The organism is Allobosea sp. BE125, assembly GCF_031456075.1.
Taxonomy (GTDB): Bacteria; Pseudomonadota; Alphaproteobacteria; order Rhizobiales; family Beijerinckiaceae; genus Allobosea.
This window is the reverse complement of record NZ_JAVDTY010000022.1, coordinates 16,057-36,978: the sequence shown is the minus strand read 5'-3', so window position 1 is coordinate 36,978 and position 20,922 is coordinate 16,057. Positions and strand designations below refer to the sequence as shown.

18 protein-coding genes are annotated in these 20,922 nt (G+C 66.4%); 12 read left to right on the top strand and 6 right to left on the bottom strand.

The genetic code is table 11. The features are described from left to right. The first annotated feature begins 93 nt into the window (after positions 1-93). Entirely contained in the window at positions 94-1,455 is a 1,362-nt protein-coding gene (locus J2Y55_RS29825) for a formimidoylglutamate deiminase (RefSeq protein WP_310160508.1), read from the top strand. Between the two features lie 60 nt (positions 1,456-1,515). Then, positions 1,516-2,271, top strand: a complete 756-nt coding sequence (gene hutC, locus J2Y55_RS29820; RefSeq protein WP_310160507.1) for a histidine utilization repressor — start codon at positions 1,516-1,518, stop codon at positions 2,269-2,271. Between the two features lie 79 nt (positions 2,272-2,350). On the opposite strand, the gene J2Y55_RS29815 is transcribed toward hutC, so the two are convergent. Then, positions 2,351-2,611 (bottom strand): glycine zipper domain-containing protein, encoded by a 261-nt coding sequence (locus tag J2Y55_RS29815; protein WP_069690024.1) that lies wholly within the window; start codon positions 2,609-2,611, stop codon positions 2,351-2,353. A 223-nt stretch (positions 2,612-2,834) separates the two neighbouring features. Between J2Y55_RS29815 and J2Y55_RS29810 the strand changes: the two genes are divergently transcribed. The 6 genes from J2Y55_RS29810 (at position 2,835) to J2Y55_RS29785 (ending at position 8,930) form a co-directional block, all read left to right on the top strand. Beyond that, positions 2,835-3,215: a PRC-barrel domain-containing protein gene (locus tag J2Y55_RS29810; RefSeq protein WP_310160506.1), complete on the top strand. Its 381-nt coding sequence runs from the start codon at positions 2,835-2,837 to the stop codon at positions 3,213-3,215. A 214-nt stretch (positions 3,216-3,429) separates the two neighbouring features. Continuing rightward, positions 3,430-4,320, top strand: coding sequence for a transglutaminase-like domain-containing protein (locus J2Y55_RS29805; protein ID WP_310160504.1), 891 nt, complete (start codon positions 3,430-3,432; stop codon positions 4,318-4,320). 56 nt (positions 4,321-4,376) lie between these two features. Next, a complete protein-coding gene (locus tag J2Y55_RS29800; protein ID WP_310160502.1) occupies positions 4,377-5,273 on the top strand; it encodes a diacylglycerol/lipid kinase family protein in 897 nt (298 codons plus the stop codon). A 50-nt stretch (positions 5,274-5,323) separates the two neighbouring features. Continuing rightward, complete coding sequence (locus tag J2Y55_RS29795; protein ID WP_310160500.1) at positions 5,324-6,004, top strand: phosphatase PAP2 family protein; 681 nt, start codon at positions 5,324-5,326, stop codon at positions 6,002-6,004. Between the two features lie 94 nt (positions 6,005-6,098). Further along, complete coding sequence (locus J2Y55_RS29790) at positions 6,099-6,251, top strand: hypothetical protein (RefSeq protein ID WP_310160498.1); 153 nt, start codon at positions 6,099-6,101, stop codon at positions 6,249-6,251. 120 nt (positions 6,252-6,371) lie between these two features. Continuing rightward, positions 6,372-8,930, top strand: coding sequence for a patatin-like phospholipase family protein (locus J2Y55_RS29785; RefSeq protein ID WP_310160496.1), 2,559 nt, complete (start codon positions 6,372-6,374; stop codon positions 8,928-8,930). A 28-nt stretch (positions 8,931-8,958) separates the two neighbouring features. Here J2Y55_RS29785 and J2Y55_RS29780 read toward each other — a convergent pair whose 3' ends face one another. After that, a complete protein-coding gene (locus J2Y55_RS29780) occupies positions 8,959-10,173 on the bottom strand; it encodes a polyhydroxyalkanoate depolymerase (protein ID WP_310160494.1) in 1,215 nt (404 codons plus the stop codon). Between the two features lie 182 nt (positions 10,174-10,355). Between J2Y55_RS29780 and J2Y55_RS29775 the strand changes: the two genes are divergently transcribed. From J2Y55_RS29775 to J2Y55_RS29765, 3 genes are all read left to right on the top strand, one after another. Beyond that, positions 10,356-11,012 (top strand): glutathione S-transferase family protein, encoded by a 657-nt coding sequence (locus J2Y55_RS29775; protein ID WP_310160492.1) that lies wholly within the window; start codon positions 10,356-10,358, stop codon positions 11,010-11,012. A 118-nt stretch (positions 11,013-11,130) separates the two neighbouring features. Beyond that, complete coding sequence (locus J2Y55_RS29770) at positions 11,131-12,576, top strand: aldehyde dehydrogenase family protein (protein WP_310160491.1); 1,446 nt, start codon at positions 11,131-11,133, stop codon at positions 12,574-12,576. 180 nt (positions 12,577-12,756) lie between these two features. After that, positions 12,757-14,598 (top strand): chloride channel protein, encoded by a 1,842-nt coding sequence (locus J2Y55_RS29765; protein ID WP_310160490.1) that lies wholly within the window; start codon positions 12,757-12,759, stop codon positions 14,596-14,598. A 33-nt stretch (positions 14,599-14,631) separates the two neighbouring features. Here J2Y55_RS29765 and J2Y55_RS29760 read toward each other — a convergent pair whose 3' ends face one another. Continuing rightward, complete coding sequence (locus J2Y55_RS29760; RefSeq protein WP_310160488.1) at positions 14,632-15,645, bottom strand: zinc-binding alcohol dehydrogenase family protein; 1,014 nt, start codon at positions 15,643-15,645, stop codon at positions 14,632-14,634. Between the two features lie 101 nt (positions 15,646-15,746). On the opposite strand from J2Y55_RS29760, the gene J2Y55_RS29755 reads away from it, so the two are divergent. Then, a complete protein-coding gene (locus J2Y55_RS29755) occupies positions 15,747-16,103 on the top strand; it encodes a winged helix-turn-helix transcriptional regulator (RefSeq protein ID WP_310160486.1) in 357 nt (118 codons plus the stop codon). 41 nt (positions 16,104-16,144) lie between these two features. Here J2Y55_RS29755 and pobA read toward each other — a convergent pair whose 3' ends face one another. The 3 genes from pobA to J2Y55_RS29740 all read right to left on the bottom strand — a co-directional run bounded on the left by pobA (position 16,145) and on the right by J2Y55_RS29740 (position 20,913). Further along, positions 16,145-17,317: a 4-hydroxybenzoate 3-monooxygenase gene (pobA, locus tag J2Y55_RS29750; RefSeq protein WP_310160485.1), complete on the bottom strand. Its 1,173-nt coding sequence runs from the start codon at positions 17,315-17,317 to the stop codon at positions 16,145-16,147. A gap of 150 nt (positions 17,318-17,467) precedes the next feature. Beyond that, the gene (locus tag J2Y55_RS29745; RefSeq protein WP_310160484.1) at positions 17,468-18,346 is read right to left on the bottom strand and encodes a transglutaminase family protein; all 879 of its coding nucleotides are present in this window, start codon (positions 18,344-18,346) and stop codon (positions 17,468-17,470) included. Further along, positions 18,343-20,913, bottom strand: coding sequence for a circularly permuted type 2 ATP-grasp protein (locus tag J2Y55_RS29740; RefSeq protein WP_310160483.1), 2,571 nt, complete (start codon positions 20,911-20,913; stop codon positions 18,343-18,345). The genes J2Y55_RS29745 and J2Y55_RS29740 overlap by 4 nt, the downstream gene beginning before the upstream one ends. Between the last annotated feature and the right edge of the window lie 9 nt (positions 20,914-20,922).

Sequence of the window (20,922 nt, the reverse complement as noted above, 5' to 3'; positions counted from 1 at the left end):
CGTTTCCTCTCGACAATCCCTGTTCCAGGACTATGCTAGCTAATTGCATATGCAATTGGCAAGCGGGCCGCAAATGACTGCTGGAGCGATCGCGTGAACCAGACCCTGCATCTCGCGCAGGCCCTCCTGCCGGACGGATTTGCCGATGACGTGACGCTGACGATCGCGGATGGCGTCATCACACGCGTCGAAGCCGGCGTTGCGCCCGCAGCGGATGGGGAGCGTTTGCCCGGCCTTGCCTTGCCCGGCATGCCGAACCTGCACAGCCATGCCTTCCAGCGCGGTATGGCCGGCCTGTCGGAGCGCCGCGGCGCGAGCGATGATTCCTTCTGGACCTGGCGCGAGGTGATGTACCGCTTCCTCGACAGGCTCGATCCCGACGACGTCCAGGCCATTGCCGCCCAGGCCTTCGTCGAAATGCTGGAGGGCGGCTTCACGGCGCTCGCCGAGTTCCACTATCTGCATCACGACAAGGACGGGCGCGCCTATGCCGACATCGCCGCCATGGCGGGCGCGGTCGCTGCGGCGGCGGATGAGACGGGGCTCGGGCTGACTTTGCTGCCGGTGCTCTACCGTTTCGGCAATTTCGGCGGCGCACCCTCCGTCCATGGCCAGCGCCGCTTCGTCAATGAGCGCGATGCCTATCTGCGCCTGATCGAGGCGAGCGCGGCGGCGATCCGCCCGCTGCCGGATGCGCGGCTCGGCCTCGCCCCGCATTCGCTGCGCGCGGTCGCGCTCGAGGATCTCGACTGGCTGGCGGGTTTGCGGCCCGATGGCCCGCTGCATATCCATGTCGCCGAGCAGATGCGCGAGGTCGATGACAGCCTCAGGATCACCGGCCGCCGTCCGGTCGAATTGCTGATGGAGCATACGACGCTCGATCGGCGCTGGTGCCTGGTCCACGCGACGCATCTGACCGAGGCGGAGCGCGACGGCATCGCCCGCAGCGGTGCGATCGCCGGCTTATGCCCCATCACCGAATCCAGCCTGGGCGACGGCATCTTCGACGGCGTGCGCTATCGCGCGGCCGGCGGAGCCTTCGGCGTGGGCAGCGATTCCAATATCCAGATCGATGCCGGGGCGGAGCTGCGCCAGCTCGAATACTCCCAGCGCCTGCGCGACCGCGGCCGCGCCTTGATGGCCGATGCCGGCGTCTCGACCGGGGTCGCGCTCTGGCAGGCGGCTTGCGCAGGCGGCGCACAGGCTTGCGGTCGCGCCATCGGGCGGCTCGCGCCGGGCTGCCGCGCCGATCTCGTGACGCTTGCCGTGGACCATCCGGCGCTGATCGGCAAGGCCGGAGAGATCGCGCTCGACAGCGCGATCTTCGCCGCCAACGCCCTGCCTTTGCGTGACGTCTTCGTCGGCGGTCGCAGGGTGGTCGCGCAGGGGCGCCATCTCGGGCGCGAGCCGGTCAAGGCGCGCTTTGCCGCGACCATCCGAAAATTACTTGGCTGAAGATGACTTGGCGGAAAATTGCTCGGCTGCAAATGGCTTGGCTGAAAACGGCGTGACGACATGACGATGGCGGAAACCAGGCTGGAGGCGGTGAAGCTCGATGGCGCCGGCCCGGTCTACGACCAGATCAGGCGGGCGATCCGCGATTTGATTCTGAATGGCGTCTGGTCGCCGGGCACCTCGGTTCCGCCCGAGCACGCGCTGATGGAGCAGCTCGGCGCCTCGCGCATGACCGTGCACCGCGCCCTCGTCCAGCTGGCGCGCGAGGGCCTGATCACGCGGCGGCGGCGGTCTGGAACGATCGTGGCGAGCCCGCCGGCAAGCCACGCCATGCTCGACATCCTCTCGATTCCCGACGAGGTCAGGGGGCTCGGCCAGGCTTATGCCTATGAGATCCTGTCGCGGCGTGATGGCCGTCCCTCAGTCGAGCTCGCCTCACATTTCGGGCTGAAGCGCAGCGAAAGGGTCGCGCATCTCGTCACGCTGCATTTCAGCAGCGGCCAGCCCCATGTGCTGGAGGAGCGCGTGATCCATCTCGCCACGGTGCCCGCCGCCATTGATGAGGATTTCAAGGAGACGCCACCGGGCGATTGGCTCTTGCAGCACAGTCTGTGGTCGCAGGCCGAGCACGCGATCAGCGCCATCGCCGCCGAGGCGGAGGAGGCCCGCCTGCTCGCCATCGAGGCCGGCACGGCCTGCCTGCTGGTCGAGCGCCGGACCTGGAACCAGGGCGCCCCGGTCACGGCGGTGCGATTGCTCTATCCCGGCACGCGCCACCGCTTCGTCGGACGCTTCGGGCCTTATGGGCAAGTCTGAGCAGACCGTCGGCGACGCGAAACAAAAAAACCCGCCTTCCCTTGGGAAGGCGGGCCCTGTCGCTGAAAGCTGAGGTCGATCAGCAGGCGTAGCGGTAGCGGCGACCGTATTCGTCGCGGCCATAGCAGGTGTCAGGCGTCGATGCGTTGCCGATGATCGCGCCGCCCGCGCCGCCGATCGCAGCGCCCGCCAGCGCGCCGCCGGCGCGTCCTGTCGCGAGGCCGCCGATGACAGCGCCTGTACCTGCGCCGATCAGGGCGCCAGCCCCCGTATTCTGCTCGCGCTGCGTGCAGGCCCCGAGGGAGGCGGCCAATGCGGCGAGGATTACGAGCTTCTTCATCAGATTTCTCCTTGGCGTCCGGGCATCGGCCGATGCCTTGCGCCCATAACGAGGGGTGGCGGGGAAAGTTCCCCCACATGAGTGCCCACGCGGTGCGCAGGCGGCATCATTGGCTTCCCCGATTTGAACGGCAGATGAATTTTGGCCGGAACCTTTTCTCGGGAAGCGACGTTCTCCAGTCAGCCTGCGGCGAGACAAGCCGCTCGAACCGGAGGAGCAGCTGATGACAGCTCAAACCATGGCCGTCTCATCGAAGAATCCGCTGATCGCGGGAGCACGCGTCGCCGGTACTGACGTCTACAATGCGACCGGGGACCATCTCGGCGAGATTTACGACGTCATGCTGGACAAGCACACCGGCAAGGTCGCTTACGCCATCATGTCCTTCGGCGGTTTCCTCGGACTCGGCGAGAAATATCACCCGATACCCTGGAGCGTGCTCGACTACGACACCAATCGCGGTGGGTACGTCGTCCCGCTGACCAAGGACAAGCTCCAGGCGGCGCCCATGTATGACAGCGAGGGCGAGCCCGACTGGGACGACAAAGCCTATGGCAAGCGCGTCCACGATTATTACGGCACGATGCCCTACTGGATGATGTAGGGCCTGCCTTAAGCAGGTCGCGGCGGTTGCTATCCCCCCAGCCGAATCGCCGTGGCGGCGGGATGTGGGCCTTTATGGTCCGCATCCCGCCCATTTCTGGGGGAGCGCGATCAGGGCGTGGCGCGTCCTGAATTCGAGACACGCGAACGCTCCATGATCCAGCTACGATTGGATCGAGCGACGATTGCCCTCACGGTAAACCCAGGAGAGCGCCATGCAGATTCGCTACGGCTATCGTATCGAACTCGTCTGCCAGCAGGACTTGCCGCTGGTCACCCTGCTCGATATCCATCCCTCGCGGCGCCATGACCTGATGCGGCCCGACGAGATGATGGTGACCGCGCTCAGCGATCCGCACCGGCCGGTGCCGGTTTCGCAATATCTCGATCAGTTCGGCAATATCTGCCGCCGCATCGTCGCCCCGGCTGGCGGCGTCGCGCTTCGCTCCGAAGGCGTCGCGCATGATTCCGGCGAGCCTGATCCGGTCAACCTCGCGGCTCGCGAAGTTGCGCCTTCCAGGCTTCCCGACGAGGCGCTCGTCTATCTGATGGGCAGCCGCTATTGCGAGACCGACAAGCTCGCGGCCCAGGCCTGGAGCCTGTTCGGCCAGGTCGAACCCGGCTGGCCGCGCGTTCAGGCGGTGGTCGATTTCGTCCACAACCATCTCACCTTCGGCTACCATTTCGCCCGCAACACCCGCACCGCCTCCGAGGCGTTCGAGGAGCGCATCGGCGTCTGCCGGGATTTCGCGCATCTGGCGATCGCCCTGTGCCGTTGCCTCAACATCCCGGCGCGCTACTGCAATGGCTATCTCGGCGATATCGGCGTGCCGAAGGACCCGGCTCCGATGGATTTCAACGCCTGGTTCGAGGTCTTCCTCAGTGGCCGCTGGTACACGTTCGATGCCCGTCACAACATGCCCCGGATCGGGCGCATCGTGATCGCGCGCGGCCGGGACGCGACCGACGTCGCGATGGTGAATTCCTTCGGCCCGCATATCCTGCAGCGCTTCGAGGTGGTGACCGAAGAGGTCGAGGAGGCCCAGCCGGTTCACACGCTGCCAGGGGCCGGCCAGCATCATTGGCAACAGCCCGCCTTGTCATGAGCCTGGCGGATCCGCCATCCCCGACCGAACCGAAACGGCTCCCGGGGGAACCGTCGATGCACCATACCGTCGTGGTCAACGCCAAGGCGGGCACGGTCCTGGCTGCAGGTCCGGACGCCTTCGCACAGCGCCTCCGCTCGGCCTTCGCCGCCCATGACTGTTCGGTCGCGGTCAAGCTCGTGCATCCGCGCGATCTGGGCGATGCGCTTGCCCTGGCGATCAGGGACGAGAGCTGCATACCCGTCGTCGCCGGCGGCGACGGCACGATCAACGGCGTGCTGCCGGTCCTGCTCGAGGCCGGCCGGCCGGTCGGCGTGCTGCCGCTGGGCACCGTCAACGTGCTCGGCCGCGATCTCGGCCTTTACGGTACGCTCGAGCATCAGATCGAGGCGCTCTGCAAGGGCGAACCGGTCACCCTCGACATCGGCCAGGTCAACGACAGGCTGTTCCATTCCATTTCCGGCATGGGCTTCTTCAGCCTGATGGCGCGCGAGCGCGAATATGCGCGAAGGCGCTTTCCCTTCAGCCGCCATATCGCCTTTGCGGTCGCGGCGACGCGCTCGATTCTGTTCACGCGCTCGATCTCGGTCGAGATCCGAACCGCCGAAGGCCTCCGCCATGTCGAGGCCGACGCGGTGCTGGTGACCATCAACCGCTTCGACGGGGCCGAATGGCGGCGCGCCAGGCTCGATGGCGGCGTCTTCGAGGTCCATATCCTCAACGCCGGCGGGCTCTTTTCGCGTAGCAAGGCCGCGCTGTCGGTCGTGACCGGCGGCTGGCGCCGCTCGCACAACCTGACCTCCTTCACCGCCGACGAGGTCACGCTGACGCGGCGCGACAAGAAGCGCGGGCATATCACCTTCGACGGCGAGGTCGAGCGCAAGGCGGGTGCCCTGGCCTATCGGCTGCTCCCCAGGGCGATCCGGCTCATCGGTGCGCGCGCCCTTGTCTGAATGGCGGGGGCGACCCTACATCAGGGCACGCCGTCAACAGCCGGAGCCCGATGTCTTTCCTTCATCCCCGCCTCCTGGTTCCGCTTGCGGCAGGCTTCGCCTTCATCGGCCTGGCGCTGCTCATCGTCTCCGGCCACAGCTTCGCCTTCGACAGTCGCCTGGTGCTGCTGCTGCGCGTACCCGGCGACCCTGCAACCCCGCTTGGGCCAGCATGGCTGGGTGAGGCGATGCGTGACCTGAGCGGGCTCGGCAGCTTCGTCGGCCTCGGCTTCATGACGATCACGGCGAGCCTGACGCTCTGGCTGTGCGGCTATCGCCGACTGGCGGTGGCGCTCGCCGTCAGCGTGGTCCTGGCGACGCTGGTCAGCACCGGCCTGAAGATCCTGATCGGGCGGGAGCGGCCCGATATCGTCGCGCATACGGCCCTGACCTTCACCGCGAGCTTTCCGAGCGGCCACGCCTTCCTCTCGGCCGTGACGCTGCTCAGCATTGCGGGCTTCGTCGGCCTGGCGGCCCGACGCGACGACATCACGCGGGTCTGCCTCGGCCTCGCCTGGACGATGATCATCCTGATCGGCTTCAGCCGGGTCTATCTCGGCGTGCATTGGCCGACCGACGTCCTCGCCGGCTGGTGCCTCGGCGTCGCCTGGTCGAGCGTGGCCGTCGCCCTGCTCGGGCGCGGCATGGCAGTCGAGGGTGCGGTTGCCGGCGAGGCGCGACTGGCGCGCTGAGGCAGGTCGGCAAACGCCGCGCAGCGGAACTTTGCGAGGAAAACAGGGTTGTCTGGTCGTCGCCGCTATTCGCGACGCTCATTCAGGATCCACCATGCCCGCTTCGCGCAATCTTCTGGTCGCCCTCGTCGTGCTGCTCCTCGCGGGCCTCGCCGTCACGGGATACGCGCTCTATCAGGAGAAGAAGCAGCCCGACGGCGTGCAGATCTCCATCGGCAAGGACGGTCTCTCCATCAAGGAGAAGTGACAGCGCCGGCCGGGTGCTGCATCTCCCGCTGGTGCCATTCCAGACTTGCAGCCTTTCGTTGAGCTGTCGTAACGTCATCCCGCATTCGACTGGAAACATCGGCTCCGGGACCGACGCGAGATGGCAAAGCCAGCGTCCGCAACGACATCGCAGAAGAGAAAGACCTATCGCGACGTCATCGTCGCTCCCGACGCCAAGGAGCTTGCGACATCTATCGACGATGTCATCGCGCTCGAAACGCGATGCATCAATATCAGGCGGGGGCACCAGAAGCGCTCCAGACTGAAATTGCCGGGCGGGACGCGGATCAGCCGGGATTGCAGCGGCCTGGCAATCTCTGGCGGCGGCATCAGAAGTGCCGCGTTCAGTCTGGGTGCCCTGCAGGCTCTGCACCAGGATGGCGCTCTGGCCGAAATCGACTATCTCTCGACCGTTTCCGGCGGCGGCTATATCGGGACATCCCTGACATTGGGTCTGGATACCGGCGCGGGCGAATTCCCATTCACGACCGATGACGGGGATAAAAGCGACAATCTCGCCGTCGCGCATCTGCGCAATTATTCCAACTACCTCATTCCCGGCGGCTGGCGCGATATCCTGGCGTCCTGCTCCGTGATCTTGCGGGGGCTGGGCGCCAACCTTGCCATCGTTGCCGGTGTCCTGTTGGTCTGCGCCGGCTTCACGCTGGCGCTCAATCCCAACCAGGACGCGCTGACCCGTCCGGATTTCCTCGGCTGGGAGCGATTTCCCGGCCATCCTGTTGCGCTGACGGAGCCCGAAAAGGCGAGCCTGGCGAGGAATGGGCAGGAGATCGCAGCCCTGAAATCCCAGCTCGCGCCGTTCGAGGAGCTCGACCCGAAGAATGCGACGCTGACGGAGTTGGAGCGGAAAGCCGAGCTCCAGACGCAGCTGCAGTCGAAAACGAAGGACTTCGCCAATCTTCGCAAGAAAGCCGAACCGGCCGATTTCTTCTTCACCAAATGGTTTCTGCTGTTGGCTGTCTGCTTCCATGTCGGCTGGGCGCTGCTACGGAGCGGACATGGCGATTCGGCGCCCGAATTCGTCGGCGCGGCGGCGCGCATCTCGCAGGCGCTGATGGCGTTGACGGCGCTGGCGGCGCTGTTCGAGCTGCAACCCTTCGCCCTGCGCGGCCTGTTCCTGCTCTACGTTCAGGAGGGGCCCGACAGTTGGCTCGGCCGGATTTCGCAGATCGTGGCGATCGTCACGCCTTATCTTGCGCCTGTCGCTGCCGTCTCGGCCTTCGCGAGCAATGTCTTCGGGAGCATCCTGAAGACGAAGGAGGGAGAGGGCGGCCTTAGGCCGCTGCTCAGCCGACTGATGTCGAAGATCATCCTGTTCCTGATCGCGCTGGCGCTGCCGATGACCTTATGGGTGGCCTATCTCTACACCACCATCGCCGGGGACATAGGCTTCTCGTACCGCCCGGCCTGGATGCAATGGCTCGTCGGCGAGCTCTGCGGCAAGCCGGATGTCGGTAGCTTGTCGGGCGGGGATACCAGGGATGCCTGCGCCGCAACCTATTTCTTCCCCTGGTTCTACACGGCGACCGGCCTCATCCTGACCGCCGGCACCTGGCTGTTCCTGACGCCCAACGGAAACTCGCTGCATCGGCTCTACCGCGACCGCCTGAGCAAGGCATTCCTGTTCGACCCTCGCAAGATACGCAAGCTGAAGTCCGGCCGGAGCGTTTCGACCGATCCGCCCTGGCTCGACAATGCCGGTTTCACCGGGCTGCATCCGGCCTATGGGCCATTGCATCTGGTCAATGCGGCCTTGAACATTCAAAGCTCGAAATACGTCAATCAGCGCGGCCGCAACGCCGATTTCTTTCAGTTCTCGCCGGTGTATTGCGGCAGCGCCAGCACCGGCTACATCCGCACCGACAAGCTCGTCGACCATTGCGCCGGGATCGACCTCGCGACCGCGATGGCGATTTCGGGCGCGGCGGCATCCTCCAATATGGGGGCAAACACGATGCGCGGCTTCTCCCCGACGCTCGCCTTGCTCAACATCCGCTTGGGCTACTGGATGACAAACCCGGCTTTCGTGCTGCAGGCCGGCGCCGGCAGCGATGCGAACGACTGGTTCAAACCCTACCTCCTCCAGGAGATGCTGAGCCTGCTCTCCGAGAAGAGCTCTCAAGTCTATTTAACCGATGGTGGCCACATCGAAAATCTCGGCCTCTACGAATTGCTGCGCCGGCGCTGCGCGCGGATCATCGTCCTCGATGCCGAGGCCGATCCGCAATTCTCGTTCCGCTCGCTCGTCGAGGCGGAGCGCTACGCCCGGATCGATCTCGGTATCCGCATCACCTTGCCCTGGCGCGACATTCAGGCCAGTTCGCTCGCGGTCAACGCGGAATACGCAAAGGGCCAAGGGCCCGATCCGGCAAAGATCGGGCAGCGCACCCATGTGGCGAGGGGCACGATCGAATACGGGCCGGACGACCATGGCGAGATCATCTACATCAAATCATCGCTCACGGGCGACGAGAACGACTACATCCTCGACTACAAGTCGCGCTATCCCGATTTTCCGCACGAAACCACCGGCGACCAGATGTTCTCCGAGGAACAATTCGAGTGCTACCGCGCCCTGGGCTTCCACGCCGCACATGGCGCCTTGGTCGCGCAGCCGCAGTCAGGGCCCGACTGGTAGCGAAGGCCGTCGCATGCGGTCGGCTCGCTCAGCTATTGGCGAGGATCATGTTGCGGACGATCGGGTAGATCTGCCCGTCCCATTTCCGGCCCGAGAAAACCCCGTAATGGCCGACGCCGGCCTGCATGTGATGGCGCTTGCGGAAGGGCTTCAGGCCGCTGCAGAGATCATGGGCTGCCGAGGTCTGGCCGAGCGCGCAGATGTCGTCGCGCTCGCCCTCGACGGTCAGGAGCGCGGTCTTGCGGATGGCGCTGCAATCGACCTTTTCGCCGCGATAGGTCAGCGTTCGCGCCGCCAGCCGCGCCTCCTGGAAGATCCATTGCACGGTCTCCAGATAGAACTCGGCCGGCAGGTCGAGCACGGCGAAATACTCGTCGTAGAATTTCTTGATCGTCGCAGCGCTTTCGGTCTCGCCGGTGGCGAGATGGGTGAAGAGGTCGATATGGGCGTTGACGTGGCGCTGCATGTTCATCGCCAGGAATGCGCCGAGCTGGATGAAGCCCGGATAGACCTTCCGTCCCGCGCCGGGATAGCGTGACGGAACGGTCGCGATCAGGTTCTTGCGGAACCACTCGATCGGCTTGTCGTTCGCGAGCTTGTTGACCGCGGTCGGGTTGATGCGGGTGTCGACCGGCCCGGCCATCAGCGTCATGCTGCGCGGCTGCACGGGGCTGCCCGCCTGCGCCATCACGGCAGCTGCGGTGAGCACCTGCACGCAAGGTTGGCAAACCGCGACGACATGGGTGTCGGGTCCCAGCTTTTCGATGAAGCTGATCAGCGTGTCGACATAGTCGTCATAGCCGAAGGCGCCGGCCTCGAGACTGACGTCGCGGGCATTGTGCCAGTCGGTGATGTAGACGTCGTGGTCGCGCAGCAGCGTCGCCACCGTGTTGCGCAGCAAGGTGGCGAAATGGCCCGACATCGGCGCGACGACCAGGACCTTGGCCTGGACGGCGTTGGTGTCCTTGCGGAAGCGCAGCAGGCTGCCGAAGGGGAGCGACAGCGCAATCTCCTCGGTCACGGCCGCATCGTGATTGCCGGTGCGCACGCTGTCGATCTCATAGGGCGGCCGCTCATGCGTCAGCCCGGCCCGCGCGATCATCTCATAGGCGGCGGCCGCGGCGCGGATGTCGACCGGCTGGCCCGTCATCGCCCTGGCGCCGAGCGCGGTCAGGGCGGCCTGGGCCATCATGCGGGCGGGATTGATGAGGTCGGACTGGGCCTGGTAGGCAGCATAGAGCATCAGCGTGCGACCTCGAAACGAGCGGAACCCGGGCTACGGCTGGCGGAGATGCCGTCCGCAGCCTGTCCCCACGCCCCTATGTTGCACTGCAAAAGCGATCTTTCGCAAGATTGTTCTAAAGCCATCACACTTTGGAACATCTCTTGCTACGATCATCACCTCTTCCGGAGAGGATGCCTGCCATGACCGCCGCGACCCTGACCATCAGCAGCAAGAACTACTCGTCATGGTCGCTGCGCGGCTGGCTGCTCTGCCAGATGGCCGGGCTCGCGGTCGAGGAGCGCATGCTCTCGGTCGATGATCCCTCCGCCCGCGCTGAACTCCTGCTGCTGTCGCCATCCTTTCTGGTGCCGTGCCTGACGCATGACGAGATCAAGGTCTGGGACACGCTCGCCATCGCCGCCTATCTCGACGAGATCAGCCCGCAGGCCGGCCTGCTGCCCGGGGATGCCAAGGCGCGCGCCCATTGCCGCGCCATCTGCGGCGAGATGCATTCGGGCTTCGCCAATCTGCGCTCGGCCCTGCCGATGAACCTGAAGGCGCATTACCCCGGCTTCAAGATCTGGGCCGGGGCGCAGGCCGATATCGACCGCGTCACCGAGATCTGGCGCGATTGCCTGGAGACCTATGGCGGCCCCTATCTCTTCGGGGACAGACTGACCATGGCGGATGCGATGTACGCCCCCGTCTGCCTGCGCTTCCTGACCTATGACGTGCCGCTCGATTCCGTCAGCCAGGCCTATTGCCAGACGATCGCGCAATGGCCGGCGCTGAAAAGCTGGATCGAGGCGGCGAAATCCGAGCCGGAGGAACTGGAGGAACTCGACGCCGAATTCTGATCCGGCTCGCCCATGATGCGCAAAAGGACTGAAGCGATAGCGACTGCTGCATTGGCCTTCGCGGCTCAAAGGCGTTACCACCACCCACGAAATCCATAATCGCCGTGGGAGTCCTGAGATGACCGAGATGTTCAAGAACCTGATCGCCGGCGAATGGGCCGGCGCCGGCAACGCCTCGCGCAACATCAATCCGTCCGACACCAATGATGTCGTCGGCGAGTATGCGCAGGGCTCCGTCGAGCAGATGAATGACGCGGTCGCTGCCGCCAAGGCCGCTTTCCCGGCCTGGAGCCGCTCGGGTCCGCAGGAACGCTACGAGATCCTGAAGAAGGCCTCCGACGAGATCCTCGCCCGCAAGGAAGAGCTCGGCCGCCTGCTCTCGCGCGAAGAGGGCAAGACGCTCGCCGAGGGCATCGGCGAGGCCGGCCGCGCCGGCCAGATCTTCGCCTTCTTCGCCGGCGAGTGCCTGCGCTTGTCGGGCGAGGCGATCCCCTCCGTGCGCCCTGGCGTCGGCGTCGAGATCACCCGCGAGCCGGTCGGCGTCATCGGCATGATCACGCCCTGGAATTTCCCGATCGCGATCCCGGCCTGGAAGATCGCGCCGGCGTTGGCCTATGGCAATTGCGTCGTCATCAAGCCGGCCGATCTCGTGCCGGGCTCGGCCTGGGCCCTGGTCGACATCATCCAGCGTGCCGGCCTGCCCAAGGGCGTGCTCAACCTCGTCATGGGGCGCGGTTCGGTCGTCGGCCAGGCGCTGCTGCAGCACAAGGACGTGCATGCGATCTCCTTCACCGGCTCGGTTTCGACCGGCCGCAAGGTCGCCGAGGCCTGTATCGCCTCCTCGCCGATGAAGAAGATCCAGCTCGAAATGGGCGGCAAGAACCCGCTCGTGGTGCTGGACGATGCCGACCTCAAGATCGCGGTCGAGGCCGCCGTCACCGGCGCCTATTTCTCCACCGGCCAGCGCTGCACCGCCTCCTCGCGCCTGATCGTCCAGGCCGGCATCCATGACCGCTTCGTCGAAGCCTGCATCGAGCGGCTGAAGGGCGTCGTGGTCGATGATGCACTCAAGGCCGGCACCCATATCGGCCCGGTCGTCGACCAGAGCCAGCTCGACCAGGACCTGAAATACATCCAGATCGCCAAGGATGAGGGCGGCAAGCTCGCCTGGGGCGGCGAAGTGCTCAAGCGCGAGACGCCCGGCTTCTATCTCCAGCCGGCCCTCTTCACCGAGACGACCAATGCCATGCGCATCTCGCGCGAGGAGGTCTTCGGCCCCGTCGCCAACGTCATCCGCGTCAAGGATTACGAGGAGGCGCTTCATCTTGCCAACGATACCGAGTTCGGCCTTTCGGCCGGTATCTGCACCACCTCGCTTAAAGCTGCGACGCATTTCAAGCGCAACAGCGAGGCCGGCATGGTGATGGTCAACCTCGCCACGGCCGGCGTCGACTACCACGTGCCCTTCGGCGGCCGGAAGGGCTCAAGCTACGGCCCGCGCGAGCAGGGCGCCTACGCCAAGGAAATGTATACCACGGTCAAGACCGCCTACACGCTGGCCTGAACCCTCGTACCCCGCATCGTTTTGAAGGGCCGCGCCTCCGGGCGCGGCCTTTTTGCTGTCGGCTTGACCGTGTTGGCTGGGTTGACTTGGCCCGACGCCAAACCTACAGCGCGGCGAGGCTGAGGATCGCCGGTCTGTTCGTCCGTGAAGTCTCGCCCTTCGACCCTGGGCCGTGCTTTGATGACGAGCGTTGCTGACACCCTAAGCGCCAGGACCGCCAGCCGGACCCGGTCGCAGCGCCTCCGCCGCAATGGCCGCGCCGCCTATCTTCGCTTCCGACGCAATCTGCCGCGCCTGCTGCGCAGCGACGACATCTCGCTCGTGCTCCTGGCTGCGCTGATCGGGGTCGGGGCAGGGGTGCTCGTCACGGCGATGGTCGGCGTCTCCAAGGCGCTGCATGCCGCCTTCTTCGCGACACGTCATGGCGAGGTCAGCGGGGCGGTCTTCGTCGATCCGCTGCGGGCCGTCGGCATGCCGGTCCTGGGTGGTCTGGTGATGGGGGCGATCGGCATCCTCCTGGCTCGTCGCGGCCGCGGCACGGTGGTCGACCCGGTCGAGGCGAATGCTCTCCATGGCGGGCGCCTGTCGCTGAAGGACAGCTTGATCCTGGTGGTCCAGACCATGGTCTCGAACGGCTTTGGCGCCTCCGTCGGCATGGAGGCGGGCTACACCCAGGGCGGGGCGGCTTTCGCGTCCGGGCTCGGGCGGCTTCTGCGTGTCAGGCGGGCTGATCTGCGCATGCTGGTCGGCTGCGGAACGGCGGGCGCGATCGCAGCCGCCTTCGACGCGCCCTTGACCGGAGCCTTCTATGCTTTCGAGCTGATCATCGTGACCTATACGGTCGGTTCATTGGCGCCTGTCGTCGTCGCCTCGATCTGTGCGGTCGGCGTCACGCGGCTGTTTCTCACCCCTGTGACGCTGCAGTTCGGCTTTTCCGGCCCGCTCTCGGGCTCCGACTACGTGCTGGTGATGATCATGGGCATCCTCTGCGCCGGCCTCGGCATCGTGCTGATGCGCGGCGTCGCGCTCGCCGAGAGCCTGTTCCGCCGCAGCCGGATTCCGCTGGCGCTGCGGCCTGCGGTCGGCGGCCTGCTCGTCGGCCTGATGGCGCTGGTGACGCCGGCCGTCCTCTCGTCGGGCCATTCGGCGCTGCATGTCGGCTTCGATGCCTATTATCCGGCGGGCTTTCTCGTCCTGCTGATCGTGCTGAAGTCGCTGGCATCGGCGATCTCGATCGGCTCGGGCTTTCGCGGCGGTCTCTTCTTCGCCTCGCTGTTCATCGGCGCGATGTTCGGCAAGCTCGTCGCGGTGATCTGGATCACCGGCTTCGGCCTGCAGACGCCCTCCGTGGTCATCGCCGTCATCGGCATGAGCGCGATGGCCACCGCGGTCGTCGGCGGTCCCCTAACGATGTCGTTCCTGGCGTTGGAGACGACGGGCAGCCTGCCGCTCACGGTCGCGGTGCTGGCGGCGTCCGTCCTGTCCTCGATGACGGTGCGCCGGACCTTCGGCTACTCCTTCGCCACCTGGCGCTTCCATCTGCGCGGCGAGACCATCCGCAGCGCCGCCGATATCGGCTGGATGCGGGAGCTGAGCGTCGGCCGGATGATGCGCCGGGATGTGCGCACCGTGCCTGCGACCCTGACCCTGGAGCAGTTCCGGCGTGATTTTCCGCTCGGCGCCAATCAGCGCGCCGTGCTCGTCGATGAACTCGGTCGCTATGCCGGCATCGTCCTCGTCGCCGACGCTCATGGCGTCCAAGCTTTTGGCGCCCAAGCCTTTGACGCCGACGTCGCGGTCGCGACGATTGCGGAGCTCGCCCGCAATCGCAAGGACGTGCTGCTGCCCCATATGAACATCCGCGAGGCCGCCAGCCTGTTCGCGACCTCGCAGACGGAAGAGCTCGTCGTCGTCGACGGCCGCGAAACCTTGCGGGTCCTCGGCCTGCTCACCGAACAATTCGCCCTGCGCCGCTACAACGCCGAGCTCGACCGGCAGAGCCGCGATCTGACCGGCATCTGAGCAGCGCTGGAGCAATGCTCCAGCTTTTAGGCGTCAGAACCCCTCCAGCACGATCTTGCCTTTGGCGCGGTTGGTCTCGATCAGCGCATGAGCCCGCTTGAGATTGCTCGCATTGATCGTCCCGAAGGTCTCGGTCAGCGTGGTGCGGATCTTGCCGGCATCGACGAGCCGGGAGACGTCGTTGAGCAGATCGCCCTGCGCCTGCATGTCGGCGGTCTGGTGCAGCGAGCGGGCGAACATCATCTCCCAATGCAGCGACAGGCTCTTGCCCTTCAGCGGCATGACATCCAGCGCCGGAGCATCGTCGATCACTGCGATCCGGCCCTGCGGGGCGATCAGCTTGATGATCTCCGGCAGATGGTCGAGCGTATGGGTGGTGACGAAGACGAGGCCGGGCGCGCCGATCCGCAGCGCCTCGACTTCGGCCGCAAGCGGCTTGGCGTGGTCAATGACGTGCTGGGCGCCGAGCTCGCGAGCCCAGGCCTGCGTCTCCGGCCGCGAGGCGGTGGCGATCACGGTCAGCTCCGTCAGTTGGCGCGCCAGCTGGATCGCAATCGAGCCGACGCCACCGGCTCCACCGACGATCAGCAGGGCCTTCGCCGCGCCTGGAACCGCATCCGCGATCTTGATCCGGTCGAACAGGGCTTCCCAGGCCGTGATCGCGGTCAGCGGCAGGGCGGCGGCTTCCGCGAAGCTCAAGCTGGCGGGCTTGATGCCGACGATGCGCTCGTCGACCAGCTGGAACTCGGCATTGGAGCCCGGACGGTCGATCGCGCCGGCATAGAACACGGCGTCGCCCGGTTTGAAAGCCTTCACATCGGGGCCGACCGCCTTGACGATACCGGCAGCGTCCCAGCCCAGCACGCGCACCTCGCCCTCGGCCGGGCGCGCATTCCTGCGGACCTTGGTGTCGACCGGGTTGACCGACACGGCCTTCACCTCGACCAGCAGGTCGCGCCCGGCCGCGACGGGCACGGGCAGGTCGAGATCGATCAGGCTGGTTTCCGAGTCGATGGGCTGCGGTTCACGAAAGCCGATGGCGCGCATAACGTTTGTCTCCTGCGTTGCGATGCAGGCGAGATGCGCCTTACAAACAGACTGTGCAAGAACGCACAATTTCCGCATATAGTATCGAAAAGGATACTGTCATGCCGCTTCGTTTCCAGAAGCCGTTCAACTCCCCGGCCTGCCCTGTGGAGGCCGCTCTCGGCCTGATCGGGGGCAAGTGGAAGGGGATCGTGCTCTACCATCTGCTCGGCGGCACGCTGCGCTTCAACGCCATTCGCCGTAGCATTCCCGGCGTGACGCAGCGCATGCTGACCGCTCAATTGCGCGAGCTGGAGGCGGATGGTCTCATCATTCGCGTCGTCTTCGCCGAGGTGCCGCCGCGCGTCGAATATAGCCTGTCGGCCAAGGGGCGCACGCTGGAGCCGGTCATCATGGCGCTCAGGGCCTGGGGCGAGGAGCATGTGATGCCGTCGGATGGTGCGGAGGCCGCAGCCTGAGGCTCAGGAGGCGGCCTGAGGGTCAGTAGGCGGCCTGAAAGTCAGTAGGGGAGACCGACATAGTTTTCCGCCAGCGCCGCCATGGCGTGGTCGGAGGAGACGAGATAGTCGAGTTCGGCGCGCTGCATGCGCTGGGCGAAGGCACCGTTCTCCGGGAAATGGTGCATCAGCGAGGTCAGCCACCAGGAGAAGCGCTCGGCTTTCCAGATGCGCGCCAGCGCCTTGGTCGAATAGGCGTCGATGCCGGCGCTGGAACGCTCGACGAAGAACTCGATCAGCGCCTGCGACAGGTAATGCACGTCGCTGGCGGCGAGGTTCAGCCCCTTGGCCCCGGTGGGTGGCACGATATGGGCGGCGTCGCCGGCCAGGAACAAGCGCCCGAACCGCATCGGCTCCGCAACGAAGGAGCGCAATGGCGCGATCGATTTCTCGATCGAGGAGCCCGTCACCAGCGCCTCCGCCGAGGCCGGGTCGAGCCGTTGGCGCAACTCGTCCCAGAAGCGCTCGTCCGACCAGTCCTCGACCCGCTGATCGAGTGCGCATTGCACGTAATAGCGGCTGCGTGTGGCCGAGCGCATCGAGCAGAGCGCGAAACCGCGCTCCCCGCCGGCATAGATCAGTTCATGCGAGACCGGCGGCACATCGGCGAGGATGCCGAGCCAGCCGAACGGGTAGATGCGCTCGAAGCTCGTGATCGCGCCCTCCGGCACGCTGGCGCGCGAGACGCCGTGATAGCCGTCGCAACCGGCGATGACATCGCAATCGAGGCGCTTGGCGACGCCATTCTCGACATAGCTGACGAAGGGCCTGTCGCGGTCGAAATCATGCAGCGCGACGTCTTTGGCCTCGAAGACGGTCGGCCCGTTCCGGGCCGCGCGCTGGTCCATCAGATCGCGCGTCACCTCGGTCTGGCCGTAGACGGTGACATGCCCGCCTCCCGTCGCGCGGTCGAGCGCGATGCGGTGGCGCTGGCCGCCGAAGAGCAGGTCGAAGCCGTCATGCTTCAGCCCTTCCGCCTGGAGGCGCGCGCCAGCGCCGATCTTGTCGATCAACCCGACCGTGCCTTGCTCCAGAACGCCGGCGCGGATGCGGGCGAGCACATAGTCGCGGTCCCTGCGCTCGAGGATGACGCTGTCGATGCCGGCGAGGTACAGCAATTGGCCGAGCAGCAGCCCGGCCGGGCCCGAACCGATGATGGCGACCTGTGTGTGCAAGCCTGCATCTCCCCATGGCGCTGCCCGGCGCGAGCGCCCTCTGGAATGAGGCGCATTGCGAATGGCCGGCGGCGCGGCAGGAGATAAGTTGCCATAGCAACTAACTTCTGGAAAGAGCCCCCTCCGGGCCGTGCATGGCGGCGGGGCGGATCATCCGATGGGGATGACGTCGACCGCGACGCCGACCTTCTGCGAGCCGGGGCCGATCAGCACGCCATCGAGCGGCGAGACATCGGCATAGTCGCGGCCGAAGGCGGTGACGATATGGTCGTCGGCGACGATCAGGTCATTGGTCGGGTCGAGCCCGATCCAGCCGGTCTCCGGTCCGCACCAGAGCATGACCCAGGCATGGCTCGCATCCGAGCCTTCGAGGCGCTTCTGGCCCGGCGGCGGGATCGTGCGGATATAGCCGCTGACATAGGCAGCGGGCAGGCCGAGCCCGCGCAGGCCGGCGATCATGATATGGGCAAAATCCTGGCAGACGCCGTGGCGCTGGCGGAAGGCCTCGGCCAGCGGTGTCGTAACCTCGGTTGCATCAGGGTCGTAGGTGAACTCGGTGCGGATGCGCGCCATCAGCTCGCAAGCCGCCTCCAGCACCGGCCGCAGCGGCGAAAAGCTCCTGCGGGCATAGTCGACGACCTCGCTGACCGCAGGCACCAGCCGGCTTGGATAGAGGTGATGCGTCGGCGAATCGGGCGCGAGGCTCGTCGAGGCCAGGGCCAGCGCACCGACCTCCTCCCAATGCCGGGTCAGGCCCGGAAAGGGCGGTGCGGGCCGGTTGACCTCGACGCGGGCGCGCATCTCGACCTTCAATTCGCGATGCGCCTTGGAGATCGTCAGCGTCGTCATCTGGTTGCCGAAGAAGCAGATGCCGTCGATGCGGTCGGCCGGGCGCGGCGTCACGACGAGGTCGCTCTTCCTCACCTTCTGGCCGCCATCGTCGCGTGGCAGCAGGCGCAGGATGCAGCGCGCGAAAGGCACCGGACGGCTATAGCCGTAGGTGGTCAGGTGACGAACGTCGTAGATCACGCGATGCCTGTCAGCCTCGAGCCTTCCGGCCCGCTGTTCTGGAGGAAGTAGCGGTCGGCGATCGCGCTCGACAGTCCCATCAGCAATTGCTCGAACAAGAGGATGCTGGTGCGGTCGAGCCGGCTAGCCTCCGATGTCCGGCATTCGGCCGCGAGCTTCAGCACCAGCCGGCGCGGCGCTTCCAGCATGCCGTCCTCCGTCAGCGACGGAAGATGCGCGATCTCGATTTCGAGACGATCGACCTGGAAGGCGACGGAGCGGGGATTATAGGGGTCGAGCATGACCAGATCGAGCACCGGCTGCAGGCTTGCGCCGAGCATGTAGCGCGAGCGGTAGGTGATCTGCGAATCAGTCAGGTCGAGCAAGGCGTCGAGGCCGTCGCTCTGGGCCGTCGTCTCGGCGAAATGGCGGGCGAAGCGGCAGGTCGCGACGCCGCGCTCCAGTCTTCGGCCGATATCGAGGAAGCGCCAGCCCGCGCCGCGCACCATGTTCTCCTGGCTCAGGCCGGAGAAGGCGGCGAGCGTCTTCAAGGCGCGATCGGCAACCTCGTAGACTTCGCCCTCGCTGGGCTGCCGTCCCGGCTCAAGCGTCAACTGACGCTGCAAATCGCCGAACAGCCGCCAGGCGTCGATCGAAAGCCGCTCGCGGATGACGGAGGCGGTGCGCCGCGCCTCGCCGACATTGGCGCGGGCCGAGCCGTATTCGGCCGCGTCATAGAGCGCGGAGGTCGCCTGCGCCAAAACCGGCGAGCCCTTGGCAGCAGCGAGATTGCGGGCTGCCGAGCCCCTCGCAGAGGCGGCTTTGGCTGCAGGCGCCGCGCCCCAGGCGACCAGAAGATTGGCAAGGCGGCGCACCGTGTCGGGCCGGGCGGGGTTGGTCGTGTCGGCGTCGATCAGGCGGCCGAGCAAGGCGCGCACGAGCCGCAGCGTCGCCTCCGTCCGCTCGAGATAGCGCCCGAGCCAGAACAGATTGTCGGCGGCGCGGCTCGGCAAGGTCCCGACGACCCGGCGGATCGCAATGCGGTCGCCGGTGGGCAGCAGGCTGACCTGCTCGACCGGCGTATCCGAGGTGACCCAGACATCGCTGGAGCGCACTCCGCTGCGCATGCTGACGGCGCGGGCATCGGGCTCGTCGGAGATGCGGCAGAAGCCGCCAGGCATGACCTTCCAGCCATCGGGCGTGGCGGCGGCGAAGACGCGCAAGGTGACAGGATGCGGCTGCAAACGGCCGTTCTGGAAGACCGGCATGGTCGAGAGCCGCACCACCTCCTGGCCGACATAATCCATCCCGCGCGCCTCGATCCGCGCCCGCAATGCGGCGCGCTCGGCCGCCGGCAGCTCTCCCGCCAGGATCGGATCGCTGTCGAGACCGCTCCCGGCGGAGCGGAAGGCCGGCGCGATGCTCATCTCGTCCAAGCGGTCGAGCACGGCGGCGCGCTCGCGCGGCTGGCCGCACCACCAGGTTGCGACATTGGGCAGGATCAGCTCCTCGCCGAGAAGCTGCTTGCCCAGCTTGGGCATGAAGCCCATCAGCGCGCGCGCCTCGACGACGCCGGAACCGAGCCCATTGGCGACATGGACATGGCCCTGGCGCACCGCCTGCACGAGCCCGGCCACGCCCAGCGCCGAGCGCGCGTTCAGTTCAAGCGGGTCGGAGAAATCGCCGTCGATGCGCCGCCAGATCACGTCGGCGCGCTTGGGTCCGGCGATGGTGCGGACATGGATGCGGCCGTCGCGCATCATCAGGTCGCCGCCCTCGACGAGCAGGAAACCGAGATAGCGCGCGAGATAGGCCTGCTCGAAATAACTCTCGTTCAGTGGCCCGGGCGTCAGCAGGCAGATGCGCGGCTCGACGCGCCTGGACTTGGCGACGAGCCCGGCGCGGAAACCCTGGAAGAAGGTGGCCAGCCGCTCGATGTTCATCGTCCGGAACAGGTCGGGAAAGGCGCGAGCCAGCGCCAGCCTGTTCTCCAGCGCGTAGCCGGCGCCCGACGGCGCCTGGGCGCGGTCGCCCAGCACCCACCAGCGCCCGTCCGGCCCGCGGCCGAGATCGGCGGCGTAAAGCTGCAGGGAACCGCCATCGGGCGCGCCATGGAGCGGGCGCAGATAGTCCGGGCTTCCCGTGACGACCGCCGCAGGCAGAAGGCCTTTCGCGACCATCTCGCCGGGGCCGTAGATGTCGTCGAGCAAGGAGGCCAGCAATTGCGCGCGTTGCGCGACGCCGGCCGCTATGGTCTGCCATTCCGCGCCCGTCATCACCAGCGGCACATGGCTCAACGGCCAGGCGCGCTCGCCGGCCTGCGGATCGCGCTCGTCGATATCGCCATGGACGCGGTAGGAGACGCCGGTGTCGTGGACATGCCGGTCGGCGAGGCCGAAGCGCTGGTTGAGCTCGTCCTGCGAGAGCGCGCTCCATTCCGTCAGGAACGGCTCCCAATGCGGGCGGATGCTGCCATCCTGCGCCATGAACTCGTCATACGCGCCCGCCAGCGGGCGATAACCGGCCAGCAGAGCGTTGCGCCGCTCCGCTTTCACGCGCGTCGACGGTGATCGGCCCTGCAACGCCATCGCTTGCGT